Source organism: Streptomyces sp. DH37 (assembly GCF_029813835.1).
Lineage (GTDB): Bacteria > Actinomycetota > Actinomycetes > Streptomycetales > Streptomycetaceae > Streptomyces.
The window spans coordinates 32170-46422 of sequence record NZ_JARVKV010000056.1 but is presented as its reverse complement, the minus strand read 5'-3'; the positions used below and the strand labels follow the sequence as shown (position 1 = coordinate 46422).

Annotated in this window: 12 protein-coding genes; 4 read left to right on the top strand and 8 right to left on the bottom strand. The window is 73.1% G+C overall.

What is annotated here, in order from left to right; all coding sequences use genetic code 11:
• Positions 1-41 precede the first annotated feature (41 nt).
• Genes pgl through tkt form a run of 5 tightly spaced genes read right to left on the bottom strand, consistent with a single transcriptional unit; the run spans position 42 to position 6706 of the window.
• Positions 42-833, bottom strand: a complete 792-nt coding sequence (pgl, locus tag QC029_RS23400) for a 6-phosphogluconolactonase (protein WP_279557735.1) — start codon at positions 831-833, stop codon at positions 42-44.
• Positions 830-1930 carry a glucose-6-phosphate dehydrogenase assembly protein OpcA gene (opcA, locus tag QC029_RS23395; RefSeq protein ID WP_279557734.1) on the bottom strand — a complete coding sequence of 367 codons (1101 nt, stop codon included), beginning with the start codon at positions 1928-1930 and terminating at the stop codon, positions 830-832. Before opcA ends, pgl begins: the two co-directional genes overlap by 4 nt.
• Positions 1927-3453 (bottom strand): glucose-6-phosphate dehydrogenase, encoded by a 1527-nt coding sequence (gene zwf / locus QC029_RS23390; RefSeq protein ID WP_279557733.1) that lies wholly within the window; start codon positions 3451-3453, stop codon positions 1927-1929. Before zwf ends, opcA begins: the two co-directional genes overlap by 4 nt.
• Before the next feature lie 5 nt (positions 3454-3458).
• On the bottom strand, positions 3459-4577 hold the full coding sequence (gene tal, locus QC029_RS23385; RefSeq protein ID WP_279557732.1) for a transaldolase: 1119 nt from the start codon (positions 4575-4577) through the stop codon (positions 3459-3461).
• Positions 4578-4612: 35 nt separating this feature from the next.
• Positions 4613-6706 (bottom strand): transketolase, encoded by a 2094-nt coding sequence (tkt, locus tag QC029_RS23380; RefSeq protein WP_279557731.1) that lies wholly within the window; start codon positions 6704-6706, stop codon positions 4613-4615.
• Positions 6707-7216: 510 nt separating this feature from the next.
• On the opposite strand from tkt, the gene QC029_RS23375 reads away from it, so the two are divergent.
• Both QC029_RS23375 and QC029_RS23370 read left to right on the top strand, forming a co-directional pair.
• Positions 7217-8134, top strand: coding sequence for a heme o synthase (locus tag QC029_RS23375; RefSeq protein ID WP_279557730.1), 918 nt, complete (start codon positions 7217-7219; stop codon positions 8132-8134).
• A gap of 140 nt (positions 8135-8274) precedes the next feature.
• Positions 8275-8637 carry a hypothetical protein gene (locus QC029_RS23370; protein WP_279557729.1) on the top strand — a complete coding sequence of 121 codons (363 nt, stop codon included), beginning with the start codon at positions 8275-8277 and terminating at the stop codon, positions 8635-8637.
• A gap of 273 nt (positions 8638-8910) precedes the next feature.
• On the opposite strand, the gene QC029_RS23365 is transcribed toward QC029_RS23370, so the two are convergent.
• The 3 genes from QC029_RS23365 to QC029_RS23355 all read right to left on the bottom strand — a co-directional run bounded on the left by QC029_RS23365 (position 8911) and on the right by QC029_RS23355 (position 11787).
• Positions 8911-9936, bottom strand: a complete 1026-nt coding sequence (locus tag QC029_RS23365; RefSeq protein WP_279557728.1) for a heme A synthase — start codon at positions 9934-9936, stop codon at positions 8911-8913.
• A gap of 130 nt (positions 9937-10066) precedes the next feature.
• Entirely contained in the window at positions 10067-10798 is a 732-nt protein-coding gene (locus QC029_RS23360) for an ABC transporter permease (RefSeq protein WP_279557737.1), read from the bottom strand.
• Between the two features lie 62 nt (positions 10799-10860).
• The gene (locus tag QC029_RS23355) at positions 10861-11787 is read right to left on the bottom strand and encodes an ABC transporter ATP-binding protein (RefSeq protein WP_279557727.1); all 927 of its coding nucleotides are present in this window, start codon (positions 11785-11787) and stop codon (positions 10861-10863) included.
• 225 nt (positions 11788-12012) lie between these two features.
• Here QC029_RS23355 and QC029_RS23350 point away from each other — a divergent pair, with 225 nt between their 5' ends.
• Positions 12013-12795, top strand: coding sequence for a metalloregulator ArsR/SmtB family transcription factor (locus QC029_RS23350; RefSeq protein ID WP_279557726.1), 783 nt, complete (start codon positions 12013-12015; stop codon positions 12793-12795).
• Complete coding sequence (gene sufB / locus QC029_RS23345; protein WP_279557725.1) at positions 12792-14213, top strand: Fe-S cluster assembly protein SufB; 1422 nt, start codon at positions 12792-12794, stop codon at positions 14211-14213. Before QC029_RS23350 ends, sufB begins: the two co-directional genes overlap by 4 nt.
• Positions 14214-14253 lie beyond the last annotated feature (40 nt).

Genomic DNA, 14253 nt, shown 5'->3' with positions numbered 1-14253 from the left:
GCTCCGCCCCCGAGGGGGGCGGAGCCGCCGCCGTGTTCCGTTCAGCCCCGGGCCGAGTCGGGCAGCAGGGCCGCCGCCGCCTCGTCGAGGATCCACAGGGTGCGCTCGCGCCCCCGGGCGCCCGCGGCGGGGGTCCGCAGCGGATCGTCGGCCGCCAGCGCGCCGGCGGCCGCCTCGGCCTTGTCCCCGCCCGCCGCCAGCAGCCAGACCTCCCGGGCCGCCCGGACGGCCGGGAGGGTCAGGGAGATCCGGGTCGGCGGGGGCTTGGGGGCCTCCCGCACGCCGACGACCGCGCGCCGGTCCTCCCGCACGGCCGGGTGGCCGGGGAAGAGCGAGGCCACGTGGGTGTCCGGGCCGAGTCCCAGCAGCAGCACGTCGAAGGGGAGCGGCCCCCCGCCCGTGCCGCCGCCGCGGCCCGCGGCGGCGGCCAGCTCCGCCGCGTACGCTTCGGCCGCCGCGTCGACGTCGTCGCCGTGCGGTCCGTCGGAGGCGGGCATGGGGTGGACGCGCGCCGGGTCCAGCGGGACCGCGTCCAGGAACGCCTCGCGGGCCTGGGTGTGGTTGCGGTCCGGGTCGCCGTCGGGCAGGAACCGCTCGTCGCCCCACCACAGGTCGACGCGGGACCAGTCCACCGCGTCCCGCCCCGGGGCCCCGGCCAGCGCGGCCAGCAGGGCGTTTCCGTTGCGGCCCCCGGTCAGGGCGACGTGGGCGCCGCCGCGGGCGGTCTGGGCGTCCACGACCGCGGTGACCAGGCGCGCGGCCGTGGCCCGGGCCATCCGCTCCTTGTCCGGGTGGACGACGAGGTGCGGGGGAGCCCCCTCGGGGCCGGTCACCGGGCCGCCGCCCGGCCGGACCGCTTCCCGGCGCCGTTCCCGGAGTCCCCGCCGTCCCCGGAATCCCCGCCGGTCTCCTCGTCGCCGGCCGGTTCCTCCCCGGCGGCGGGCTCCTCCCCGGAGGCCCGCTCCGCCTTCGCCGCCCCGGCGGCCTCCGCCTCCGCCACCTGCGCGCGCCCCAGCCGGTCGATGCCGAAGCGGACCGCCTGGGCGTAGGTCTCGTCCGGGTCCAGGCGCCGCAGCTCCTCGGCGATCAGCTCGGCCGTGGAACGCCGGTGGAGGGCCACGCTCCGGTCCGGCTGGCCGGGTACCGAGAGCGCCGCGAGCGAGCCGTCGCCGCGGTCCAGGCAGATGTCGCCCTCGGCCGTCGCCAGCCGCACCGCCGTGATGCCGGGGCCCTCGGAGAGCACGCGCTCGACGGGGACGCCCAGGCGGTCGGCGAGCCACAGCGCCAGCAGCTCCGAGCTGGGGTTGTACTCCTCGCCCTCGACCACCGCCCGGTTGACCCGGGCCTGCTTCTGGTCCAGGGCGGCCGCCAGCACGCTGCGCCACAGGGTGACGCGGGTCCAGGCCAGGTCGGTGTCGCCGGGCGCATACGTCGCGGCGCGCTGCCTGAGCGCCGCGACCGGGTCCTCGGTCTCGGCCGCGTCGGTGATGCGGCGCTGCGCGAGGGCGCCCAGCGGGTCCTTCGAGGGGAACTCGGGCGCGTCGGCCGGCCACCAGACGACGACCGGCGCGTCCGGGAGCAGCAGGGGCAGGACGACGCTGTGGGCGTGGTTGGCCAGCTCGCCGTGCAGGCGCAGCAGGACCGTCTCCCCGGTGCCGGTCTCACCGCCCACCCGCACCTCGGCGTCGAGCCGGGCCGTGGCCCGGTCGCGCGGCGAGCGGCCCGGGCGCCGGACGACGACGAGGATGCGCGACGGGTGCTCCTTCGACGCGTCGCTGGCCGCCTTCAGCGCGTCGTAGTGGCTACCCTCGTCCGTCACGATGACGAGCGTGAGCACCATCCCGACGGCCGGGCTGCCCATCGCCCGCCGCGCTCGTACCAGAGCCGCGTTGATCCGGCCGGACGTGGTGTCCGTGAGGTCGATGTTCATGGCCGCCGCCAGCTCCGTCCGTCACGTGCGAGCATCTCGTCGGCCGCCTGGGGCCCCCAGGTCCCGGCGGTGTACGGCTCGGGCCTGCCGTGCTGGTCCCAGTACTCCTCGACCGGGTCCAGGATCTCCCAGGACCGCTCGACCTCCTGGTGCCGGGGGAAGAGGTTGGCGTCGCCCAGCAGCACGTCCAGGATGAGCCTCTCGTACGCCTCGGGGCTGGACTCGGTGAAGGACTCGCCGTAGGCGAAGTCCATCGTCACGTCGCGGATCTCCATCGAGGTGCCGGGCACCTTGGAGCCGAACCGGATCATGACGCCCTCGTCCGGCTGGACCCGGATGACCAGCGCGTTCTGGCCCAGCTCCTGGGTGTCGGTGGCATCGAAGGGGGAGTAGGGGGCGCGCTGGAAGACCACCGCGATCTCGGTGACCCGGCGGCCCAGCCGCTTGCCCGTGCGCAGGTAGAAGGGGACCCCCGCCCAGCGGCGGTTGTCGATCTCCAGCTTGATGGCGGCGTAGGTGTCGGTCCGCGAGGCCGGGTCGATGCCCTCCTCCTCCAGGTAGCCGGGCACCTTCTCGCCGCCCTGCCAGCCCGCCCGGTACTGGCCGCGCACGGTGTGCAGGCCCAGGTCCTTCGGCAGCCGCACCGCGTTGAGCACCTTGAGCTTCTCGGTGACCAGCGCCTTGGCGTCGAAGGAGACGGGCTCCTCCATCGCGGTCAGGGCCAGGAGCTGGAGCAGGTGGTTCTGGATGACGTCGCGCGCGGCGCCGATCCCGTCGTAGTAGCCCGCGCGGCCCCCGATGCCGATGTCCTCGGCCATCGTGATCTGCACGTGGTCCACGTACGAGCGGTTCCACAGCGGCTCGAACATCGTGTTGGCGAAGCGCAGCGCCAGGATGTTCTGGACGGTCTCCTTGCCCAGGTAGTGGTCGATCCGGAAGACGTCGGACTGGCGGAAGACCTGGTGGACGACCCGGTTCAGCTCCTGGGCGCTGGCCAGGTCGTGGCCGAAGGGCTTCTCGATGACCGCGCGGCGCCAGGACCCGGCGGGCGCGTCGGACAGCTCGTGCTTCTTGAGCTGCTGCAGCACGGTGGGGAAGAACTTCGGGGGGACCGAGAGGTAGAAGGCGAAGTTGCCCCCGGTGCCGCGCGACTTGTCCAGCTCCTCGATGGTGGACTTCAGCCTGGCGAAGGCCTCGTCGTCGTCGAAGACGCCGGGGACGAAGCGCATGCCCTCGCCCAGCTGCCGCCAGACCTCCTCGCGGAAGGGGGTGCGGGCGTACTGCTTGACCGAGTCGTGCACGACCTGGCAGAAGTCCTGGTCCTCCCATTCGCGGCGGGCGAAGCCGACGAGGGAGAAGCCCGGCGGGAGCAGACCCCGGTTGGCCAGGTCGTAGATGGCCGGCATCAGCTTCTTTCGTGACAAATCGCCCGTGACGCCGAAGATCACCAGGCCCGACGGCCCCGCGATGCGCGGGAGCCGTCGGTCCTGGGCGTCACGCAGCGGGTTGGCTGCGCTGCTCACGTGCGTTACGCCTCCTTCGGGGCGAGGCGCTTCAGCTCGGCCTCGGTGGAGGCCAGCAGGTCGTTCCAGGCCTGCTCGAACTTGTCCACGCCCTCGACCTCGAGCTGCTCGACGACCTCGTCGTAGTCGATGCCGAGCGCGGCGATCGCGTCGAGGTCGGCGCGGGCCCGCTCGTAGGTGCCGCGCACCGTGTCGCCGGTGATCTCGCCGTGGTCGCCGACGGCCGCCAGGGTGGCCTCCGGCATGGTGTTCACCGTGTTCGGGGCGACCAGCTCGGTGACGTAGAGGGTGTCGGGGTAGCTGGGGTCCTTCACACCGGTGGAGGCCCACAGCGGGCGCTGCCGGTTGGCGCCGGCGGCCTCCAGGGCCGTCCAGCGGTCGGAGGCGACGACCTCCTCGTACGCCTGGTAGGCGAGCCGGGCGTTGGCCAGCGCCGCCTTGCCGCGCAGCGCCAGCGCCTCGTCGGTGCCCAGGGCCACCAGCCGCTTGTCGATCTCGGTGTCCACGCGGGAGACGAAGAACGACGCCACGGAGTGGATCTCGGACAGGTCCAGGCCCCTGGCCTTCGCCTGCTCCAGACCCTCCAGGTAGGCGTCCATCACCATCCGGTAGCGCTCCAGCGAGAAGATCAGCGTGACGTTGACGCTGATGCCCGCGGCGATGGTCTCCGTGATCGCCGGGAGCCCGGCGGTGGTGGCGGGGATCTTGATCAGGGTGTTGGGCCGGTCCACCAGCCAGGCGAGCTGCTTGGCCTCGGCGACCGTGGGCCGCGTGGCGTGGGCCAGCCGCGGGTCCACCTCGATGGAGACCCGGCCGTCCTGGCCGTTCGTGGCGTCGAAGACCGGGCGCAGGATGTCGGCGGCGTCGCGGACGTCGGCGGTGGTGATCATCCGGATCGCCTCCTCCACCGTCACGCCGCGGGAGGCGAGGTCGGCGAGCTGCTGGTCGTAGCCGTCGCCGGAGGAGATCGCCTTCTGGAAGATCGACGGGTTGGTGGTGACGCCCACGACGTGCTGCTCGTCCAGCAGTTCGGCGAGGTTGCCCGACGTGATGCGGTGGCGGGACAGGTCGTCCAGCCAGATCGCGACGCCTTCGTCGCTCAGGCGCTTGAGTGCGTCTGTCATGAGGGATGCATCTCCTGTTCCATTGCCTGTGGGCGTCAGCGTGCGGCGGCGTCGATCGATTCCCGGGCGGCGGCGACGACCGCCTCGCCGGTCAGGCCGAACTCGCGGTAGAGGACCTTGTAGTCGGCCGAGGCGCCGAAGTGCTCCAGGGAGACGACCCGGCCCGCGTCGCCGACGTACCGGTACCACGTCAGGCCGACACCTGCCTCGACCGCCACGCGCGCCCGCACCGACGGCGGCAGCACGCTGTCGCGGTACGCCTGGTCCTGCTCCTCGAACCACTCCAGGCACGGCATCGACACCACCCGGGTGGGCACGCCCTCGGCCTGGAGCGTCTCGCGCGCGGCGACGGCGAGCTGCACCTCCGAGCCGGTGGCGATGAGGACGACCTGCGGCTCGCGGTCCCGCCCCTCCGGGTCCGCCGCCTCGAACATCACGTACCCGCCGCGGGCGGCGTCCTCGTTCGCCTCGTAGGTCGGCACGTTCTGGCGGGTCAGCGCGATGCCGTGCGGGGCCGGGCGGTCGCCGTGGCGGCGCATGATCTCGCGCCAGGCGATGGCCGTCTCGTTGGCGTCGGCCGGGCGGACCATGTTCAGGCCCGGGATCGCGCGCAGCGCGGCCATGTGCTCGACGGGCTGGTGGGTCGGGCCGTCCTCGCCCAGGCCGATGGAGTCGTGCGTCCACACGTAGGTGACCGGCAGCCCCATCAGCGCCGCCAGCCGCACCGCCGGACGCATGTAGTCGGAGAACACCAGGAAGGTGCCGCCGTAGATCCGGGTGTTGCCGTGCAGCGCGATGCCGTTCATGGTCGAGCCCATGGCGTGCTCGCGGATGCCGAAGTGCACCGTGCGGCCGTACGGGTTCGCCTCCGGCAGCGGGTTGTCCGCCGGGAGGAAGGACGACGAGGCGTCGATGGTGGTGTTGTTGGAGCCCGCGAGGTCGGCGGAGCCGCCCCACAGCTCGGGGATCACGCCGCCCAGCTCCTTGAGCACCGCGCCGGACGCCTTGCGGGTCGCCATGTCCTTGCCGGCGGGGAAGACGGGCAGCGCCTTCTCCCAGCCCTCGGGCAGCTTCCCGGCGCTGATCCGGTCGAACTCGGCGGCGCGCCCGGGGTTGGCCTCGCGCCACTTCGCGAGCTCGCCCTCCCAGGCCTCGCGCGCCTCGCGGCCCCGGTCGACGACCTTGCGGGCGTGCGCGAGGACCTCGTCGGCCACCTCGAAGTGCCGCTCGGGGTCGAAGCCCAGCACGCGCTTGGTGGCCGCGACCTCCTCGTCGCCCAGCGCGGAGCCGTGCGAGGCCTCGGTGTTCTGCGCGTTCGGCGCGGGCCAGGCGATGATCGTGCGCGCGGCGATGAGCGAGGGGCGCTCGGTCTCCTCCCGAGCCGCTTTCAGCGCCGCGTACAGCGCCTGGACGTCGAAGTCGCCGTTGGGCGACTGCTCGATGCGCTGGACGTGCCAGCCGTACGCCTCGTAGCGCTTGAGCACGTCCTCGGAGAGCGCGGTCGCGGTGTCGCCCTCGATCGAGATGTGGTTGTCGTCGTACAGGGCGACGATGTTGCCCAGCTTCTGGTGGCCGGCCAGCGAGGACGCCTCGGCCGAGACGCCCTCCTCCAGGTCGCCGTCGGAGACGATCGCCCAGATGGTGTGGTCGAAGGGCGAGGAGCCCGGGGCGGCGTCCGGGTCGAACAGGCCGCGCTCGTAGCGGGCGGCCATCGCCATGCCCACGGCGTTGGCGATGCCCTGGCCGAGCGGGCCGGTGGTGGTCTCGACCCCGACCGTGTGGCCGTACTCCGGGTGACCCGGGGTCTTGCTGCCCCAGGTGCGGAAGGCCTTCAGGTCGTCCAGCTCCAGCCCGTAGCCGGACAGGTAGAGCTGGATGTACAGCGTCAGGCTGGTGTGGCCCGGGGAGAGGACGAACCGGTCCCGGCCCGCCCACCGCGCGTCGGACGGGTCGTGCCGCATCAGCTTCTGGAAGAGCAGGTACGCCGCGGGAGCGAGGCTCATGGCGGTACCGGGGTGCCCGTTACCGACTTTCTGTACGGCGTCCATCGCCAGGACCCGTACGGTGTCGACAGCCCGCTGATCCAGTTCGGTCCACTCGAGATCTGTGGTGGTCGGCTTGGTGCTCACCCTGCGTCAGGGCTCCTCTCCACATGTCGAAGGCCGGTGTCTGACAGGTCACACCGGGCGGTGTCGAGCGTACCCCCGCCGGTGTTCCCCCTTTCCGGCCGCTCATCCTTTGAACAGCCGGAAGAACGAAACATCCGAAAGTGGCGCCCGACAAGCGCTCACCTGGGCATCTGTCAAAAGCGGGGCCCATATGAGCGCCCCCGTCCGCCGCCGCGCGGGCCGTACCCGCCGCGTCCGCCGCACCCCCCGTCCGTCCCTCCGCCCGCCCCTCCGCCCGCCGGGCCCGCCCGCGCCGCGTACGCCAACACGGGCCACCCCCGGAGCGAGCGGCGTATGGCCAGCGTCTAGAGTGGCGTGGTACGTGCGAGCCGTGACGGGACCCCGGGGGTCCCGGGCTCGCTGTGTTCCCACGCGGCGCGAGCCGCGCATGTCGCACTGTGATCAGGGGTGTCCGTGACGGCCGTCGAATCCCGTCCCGCGGGTGGGGGTACCGCCCACTCCCGGAGGGCCGTGGGGGAGCTCGATCCGAGCCCAGCACACCGGCCGCTCGGGGCCCGCATCAAGGGCTACGTGGCGCTGACCAAGCCGCGGATCATCGAACTTCTGCTGATCACCACCATTCCGGTGATGTTCCTCGCCGAGCAGGGCGTGCCCGACCTGTGGCTGGTCCTGGCGACCTGCCTGGGCGGCTACCTGTCGGCGGGCGGCGCCAACGCGCTGAACATGTACCTCGACCGGGACATCGACGCGCTGATGCACCGCACCGAGCGGCGCCCCCTGGTCACCGGGGTCCTGACCCCGCGCGAGGCCCTGGTCTTCGGCGTCACCCTGGCCGTGGTCTCCACCCTGTGGTTCGGGTGGACGGTCAACTGGCTCTCGGCGGCCCTGTCCCTGGGCGCGCTGCTGTTCTACGTCGTCGTCTACACGATGCTCCTCAAGCGGCGCACCTCCCAGAACATCGTCTGGGGCGGCATCGCGGGCTGCATGCCGGTGCTCATCGGCTGGTCGTCGGTGACGAACGAGGTGAGCTGGGCCGCCGTCGTCCTCTTCCTGGTCATCTTCTTCTGGACGCCGCCGCACTACTGGCCGCTGTCCATGAAGGTCAAGGACGACTACGCGCGCGTCGGCGTCCCGATGCTCCCGGTCGTCGCGGGCAACAGGGCCGTGGCCCGGCAGATCGTCCTCTACAGCTGGGTGATGGTCGCCGTCTCGCTGGCCCTGTGGCCGCTGGGGTACGTCGGCTGGTTCTACCCGCTCGTCGCGGCCGTCGCGGGGGCGTGGTGGCTGAAGGAGGCGCACGCCCTCCAGGCGCGGGCCAGAGCCGGGATCACGGGCGCGAAGCTCAGGGAGATGCGGCTGTTCCACTGGTCCATCACCTATGTGTCGCTGCTGTTCGTGGCGGTGGCGGTGGACCCCTTCCTGCGGTGACCACCTTCCTGGGCCGATCACCTTCCTGCGGTGATTCACCGCCTCCGGCGCGCCGCCGGCGCCGCGGAGCGGCTGGGCGTGGCGCAGGCCACCCGGAGTGGTGGTCGCCAGGCGATTTACCCATCGGTAGCATCCTGTCCATGGACAGCACACAGCAGGCGGAAGAGACCGGGCCCGACGCCAAGCCCGACGCCAAGGCCCAGCGCTGGGTGACCAAGCTCGCCAAGGAGATCACCCGGTTCGCCGGGGAGCGCGGCGGCGGCGCCGACGCCCAGATCGCGTACCTCGGCGAGCGCGGCGTGCGGATCGTCCTCGTCGGCGCCGACGGCGGCTGGGGCGACCTGGTGGCCCCCTCCCGCGAGGTCGCGGAGAAGGCCGCCGAGAAGGCCGGGGTGACCGTCCACGAGACCCTCGACGGAGACCTCGCCGCCCGTATCCGCACCGGCCCCTACGAGTGGGAGCGGATGGCCGGCATCCAGGTCGGGGGACCGGAGAACCGCTGACGCGCCGCGCGGGCGCCGCGCACCCCGGCGCCCCGCCCCGCGGCGGGACGTGCGTACCGCCGCGGCCTCCCGGCGCCCGCCGCGGACCCCCTTCGCCGTTCGGCGTGCTCCTGTCCACCGCGCCGCCCACCGCGCTGTCCACCGCCGCTGCCCGGGCACGGCCGGATGCGGCCGTACGCGGTGCGGGCGCGGGCCCCGCACGCGGCGGGCCGCCGGGGCGACAGGCGGGGGAACCGCCCGTACCGCCCCGGCGGCCCGCCGCGCCGGCCGGACCTACCGGCCCGGCACCGCCGCGGCCGGAGCGGGCCGGTCCGCCTCCGCGGCCGGGGCGGCGGCGTGCACGGGCTCCGGGGCGTCGGCCACGGGCGGCAGGCCGCGCTCGCGCAGCGACAGCAGCGCCCTCAGGACGGCGATCCACACCAGGCAGGAGCCGAGCAGGTGCGCCGCGACCAGCACCTCGGGCAGTTCGGTGAAGTACTGGACGTAGCCGATCGCGCCCTGGGCCAGCAGGACCAGGAAGAGGTCCCGGGTGCGGTCGAGCGGGCCCCTGGGGGCGTCCACGGCGCGCAGTGCCAGCCACAGCAGCACGGTCAGGCCCACCACGGCCCAGGCCAGCAGGGCGTGCGCCCGGGCGGTCGCCTCCCAGTCCACGCCCATCCGCGGTACGTCGCTGCTGTCGCCCGCGTGGGGCCCCGCGCCCGTCACCATGGTGCCGACGACGATCAGCGCCACCGACACGGCCGTCAGCGCCACCGCGAGCTGCCGGATCCGCGGCCCGGCCAGCGGGCGCGGCGCCTCGTCGCCCTCGCGGACCCGCAGCCAGGTGACGGCGGCGACCGTGATGAGCACGCTGGCGAGCAGGAAGTGCGCGGCGACGGTGTACGGGTTCAGCCGCAGCAGCACCGTCACGCCGCCCAGCACGCCGTTGGCGGCGACCAGCCAGAACTGCGACCAGGCGAGCCGCGACAGGCTCCGGCGGCGCGGCTCGGCCGAGCGCACCGCGACGATCGCCCAGCCGACCGCGGCGCACAGCACGTACGTCAGCAGCCGGTTGCCGAACTCGATGGCGCCGTGCAGCCCCATCTCGGGCGTGGCGACCAGGCTGTCCCCGCTGCACTTGGGCCAGGTGTCGCAGCCCAGCCCGGAGCCGGTCAGCCGCACCACCCCGCCGGTGACCACGATGACCACGCTCAGGACGAGCGCGGTCAGGGTGGCGCGCTCCACGGTGCGCTGGGCGGGGGTCCAGCGCCTGGCGACGTACGCGACGGGGTTTCGCGCGAATTCGAGCAGATTGGGCACGGACCCATGGTAGGCGGGCGCTTGTGCAAGCTTTCACGAGGGGGCGCGCAGGGAGCGCGGAGGAGGGGGCCACGCTCTCGGGGCGCGCTCCCGGGTCGCGTTCCCGGGCCGCGTTCCCGGACCCCGGGTCTCACTCCCAGCGGAAGAAGCGGGCCGCGGCGGCCAGGCCGGCCACCGCCCACACCCCGAGGACCGCCAGGTTCCCCCAGGGCGTCCCGGCGCCGTCCCGCAGCACCTCCCGCAGGCCCTCGGAGAGCGCGGAGATCGGCAGCAGCTCCAGCACGCCGCGCACCGGCTCGGGGAACCTCTCCAGCGGCACCACCACCCCGCCGCCGACCAGCAGCAGGACGAAGACGAGGTTCGCCCCCGCCAGCGTCGCCTCGGCCCGCAGCGTCCCGGCCATCAGCAGCCCGAGCCCGGAGAACGCCGCCGTCCCGGCGACCAGCAGCAGCGCCACGGCGAGCGGGCTGCCGTGCGGCGACCAGCCCAGCGCCAGGGCCACCGACGCCAGCAGCGCCACCTGCAGCACCTCGGTGACCAGCACCGCGCACGTCTTGGCCGTCATCAGCCCCCACCGGGGCAGGGGGGAGGCGCCCAGCCGCTTGAGGACGCCGTAGCGCCGCTCGAAGCCGGTGGAGATGGCCTGGCCGGTGAAGGCGGTGGAGAGCACGGCCAGCGCCAGCACGCCCGGCGCCAGGAAGTCCACGCGCCCGCCCCCGCCGTCCCCGTCCTCCGCCAGGTCGACGATGTCCACGGCGCTGAACAGCACCAGCAGCAGGGTGGGGATGACGATGGTCAGCAGCAGCTGCTCGCCGTGGCGCAGCAGCAGCCGCGTCTCCAGCGCGGCCTGCGCGGCGATCATCCTCGGCAGCGGCGCGGCGCCCGGCCTGGGGGCGTACGTGCCCGGTCCGGTGGTTCCCGTGCTCACGACCGCAGCTCCTTGCCCGTCAGGTCCAGGAAGACGTCCTCCAGCGTGTGCCGCTCCACCGCGATGCCGTCCGGCATCACCCCGTTCTGCGCGCACCAGGACGTTACCGTGGCCAGGAGGTGGGGGTCGACGGCGCCGGTCAGGCGGTACGAGCCGGGGGTCAGCTCGGCGGCGGCGGTGCCCGGCGGCAGCGCCTTGAGCAGCGAGGCCAGATCGAGCCCGGGGCGCCCGGTGAAGCTCAGGGTGTTCTCGGCGCCGCCGCGGCACAGCTCCTCGGGGCTGCCCCGCGCGATCACCCGGCCCTCGTCGATGATCGCGACGTCGTCGGCCAGGGACTCGGCCTCGTCCATGAAGTGGGTGCTCAGCACCACCGTCACGCCGTCCGCGCGCAGCTCCCGCACCAGGTCCCAGGCGGAGCGGCGGGCCTGCGGGTCCAGGCCGGCGGTCGGCTCGTCCAGGAAGACCAGCTCGGGCCGGCCGACGACGGCCATGGCGAGCGCGAGCCGCTGCTGCTGGCCGCCCGACAGCCGCCGGTAGGGGGTCCGGCCGCAGCCGGCCAGCCCCAGTCGTTCGATCAGCGCGCCGGTGTCCAGCGGGTCGGCGTGCAGCGCGGCCATGTGGCGGAGCATCTCCGCGGCGCGGACGGTGGGGTAGACCCCGCCGCTCTGGAGCATCACGCCGATCCGGGGGCGCAGCGCCTCCGCGTCCGCGACCGGATCCAGGCCCAGGACGCGGACGGTGCCCGCGTCGGGCCGGCGGTAGCCCTCGCAGGTCTCGATGGTGGTGGTCTTCCCGGCTCCGTTGGGGCCGAGGACGGCGGTGACGGTGCCGCGCCCGACGGTGAGGTCCAGCCCGTCCACCGCGGTCCTGCTCCCGTACCGCTTCACCAGCCCCGCGACCTCGACGGCCGCCGTGTCTCGCATACGGGCGAGTCTAGGAGCCTCCGGGGGCGGCCCCGCGCAGCGGTGCCGGTAAGGCACGCCTTACGTGACGCATGCCATCCGGGCCGGTCAGGGCGCGGCTTGCCGCTCTCCTCCGAATTACGCAACAATGGCGTTGTGAAAAAGCGCACCCGCCGGACCGGCAGTCCGGCCACGGCGGGGGGAGGCGCTGCGGAACCCGGACGGAGTGAGGAGGCGCGAACGCACATGGCGGCCCACCACGGCACCGGTGACACCCGTGCCCCCGGCCCCTCCGCCCCGGACGAGCACCACGGCACCCGCAACAGGGTCGCGCGCTCCATCCTGGACCACGGCCCGTCCACGGCGGCCGAGCTGGCCCAGCGGCTGGAGCTCACCCAGGCGGCGGTCCGCCGCCACCTCGACGCCCTCGTCGCCGACGGCGTCGTCGAGCCCCGCGAGAAGCGCGTCTACGGTTCGCGCGGCCGGGGCCGTCCCGCCAGGGCCTTCGCGCTCACCGACTACGGGCGCAGCGCCTTCGACCAGGCATACGACCAGCTCGCCGTCGACGCCCTGCACTGGATAGAGCAGGCCGCGGGAGGCGGCGAGAAGGGGCAGGCCGCGGTCGCGGCCTTCGCCCGCGCCCGGGTCGCGGCCCAGGCCGAGCGGTACCGAGCCGAGCTGGAACGAGCCGCGCCCGAGGACCGCGCCAGGGTTCTGGCCGAGGCTCTCTCCCGGGACGGGTACGCTGCCACTGCGCGCGGCGCGCCCGCCTCCAGCGGAGAGCAGCTCTGCCAGCACCACTGCCCGGTGGCCCACGCCGCCGAGCGGTTCCCGCAGCTGTGCGAGGCGGAGACCGAGGTCTTCTCCCGCCTGCTCGGCACCCATGTGCAGCGTCTGGCCACCATCGCCCACGGCGACGGAGTGTGCACGACGTTCATCCCCGGGTCGGCCCCAGCGGCAGCGCCCAAGACATCCGAGACCACCGCAGCGACAGCATCTGCAAGCACAGCCGGGAGGAACCCCGCATGACTCTCCCCACGGAGACTGCCCACCCTGAGCTGGAGGGCCTGGGCAAGTACGAGTACGGCTGGGCCGACCCGGACGCCGCCGGCGCCTCGGCCAAGCGCGGCCTCTCCGAGGAGGTCGTCCGCGACATCTCGGGCAAGAAGTCCGAGCCGGAGTGGATGCTGAAGCTCCGCATGAAGGGCCTGAAGCTCTTCGAGAAGAAGCCCATGCCGAACTGGGGCTCCGACCTGAGCGGCATCGACTTCGACAACATCAAGTACTTCGTGCGGTCCACCGAGAAGCAGGCCCAGTCCTGGGAGGACCTGCCGGAGGACATCAAGAACACCTACGACAAGCTGGGCATCCCCGAGGCCGAGAAGCAGCGCCTGGTCGCCGGCGTCGCCGCCCAGTACGAGTCCGAGGTGGTCTACCACCAGATCCGCGAGGACCTGGAGAAGCAGGGCGTCATCTTCCTGGACACCGACACCGCCCTCAAGGAGCACCCGGAGCTGTTCCAGGAGTACTTCGGCACCGTCATCCCGGCCGGCGACAACAAGTTCGCCGCGCTGAACACCGCGGTGTGGTCCGGCGGCTCCTTCATCTACGTGCCCAAGGGCGTCCACGTGGACATCCCGCTCCAGGCCTACTTCCGGATCAACACCGAGAACATGGGCCAGTTCGAGCGGACGCTGATCATCGTCGACGAGGACGCCTACGTCCACTACGTCGAGGGCTGCACCGCGCCGATCTACCAGTCGGACTCGCTGCACTCGGCGGTCGTGGAGATCATCGTCAAGAAGGGCGCCCGCTGCCGCTACACGACCATCCAGAACTGGTCGAACAACGTCTACAACCTGGTCACCAAGCGCGCCGTGGCCTACGAGGGCGCGACCATGGAGTGGGTCGACGGCAACATCGGCTCCAAGGTGACCATGAAGTACCCGGCCGTCTACCTGATGGGCGAGCACGCCAAGGGCGAGACCCTCTCGATCGCCTTCGCGGGCGAGGGCCAGCACCAGGACGCCGGCGCCAAGATGGTGCACATGGCGCCCAACACCTCCTCCAACATCGTCTCCAAGTCGGTGGCGCGGGGCGGCGGCCGCACCTCGTACCGCGGTCTGATCGAGATCGGCGAGGGTGCCGAGAACTCCAAGTCCAACGTGCTGTGCGACGCGCTGCTGGTGGACACCATCTCGCGCTCGGACACCTACCCCTACGTCGACGTCCGCGAGGACGACGTGACGATGGGCCACGAGGCGACGGTCTCCAAGGTCAGCGACGACCAGCTCTTCTACCTCATGAGCCGCGGCATGTCCGAGGACGAGGCGATGGCGATGATCGTGCGCGGCTTCGTCGAGCCGATCGCCAAGGAGCTGCCCATGGAGTACGCGCTGGAGCTCAACCGGCTGATCGAGCTGCAGATGGAGGGCGCGGTCGGCTGACCGGCCGGCCACCCGTCCTTCCCCCTTCGTGACCGTGAGC

What these genes read in the sequence shown, in the direction of transcription:
- QC029_RS23350 (WP_279557726.1), top strand. Translation starts at nt 12,013, where the DNA reads ATGGCGGCCCACCACGGCACCGGTGACACCCGTGCCCCCGGCCCCTCC.
- QC029_RS23370 (WP_279557729.1), top strand. Translation starts at nt 8,275, where the DNA reads ATGGACAGCACACAGCAGGCGGAAGAGACCGGGCCCGACGCCAAGCCC.
- QC029_RS23360 (WP_279557737.1), bottom strand. Translation starts at nt 10,798, where the DNA reads ATGATCGCCGCGCAGGCCGCGCTGGAGACGCGGCTGCTGCTGCGCCAC.
- sufB (WP_279557725.1), top strand. Translation starts at nt 12,792, where the DNA reads ATGACTCTCCCCACGGAGACTGCCCACCCTGAGCTGGAGGGCCTGGGC.
- tal (WP_279557732.1), bottom strand. Translation starts at nt 4,577, where the DNA reads ATGACAGACGCACTCAAGCGCCTGAGCGACGAAGGCGTCGCGATCTGG.
- opcA (WP_279557734.1), bottom strand. Translation starts at nt 1,930, where the DNA reads ATGAACATCGACCTCACGGACACCACGTCCGGCCGGATCAACGCGGCT.
- QC029_RS23355 (WP_279557727.1), bottom strand. Translation starts at nt 11,787, where the DNA reads ATGCGAGACACGGCGGCCGTCGAGGTCGCGGGGCTGGTGAAGCGGTAC.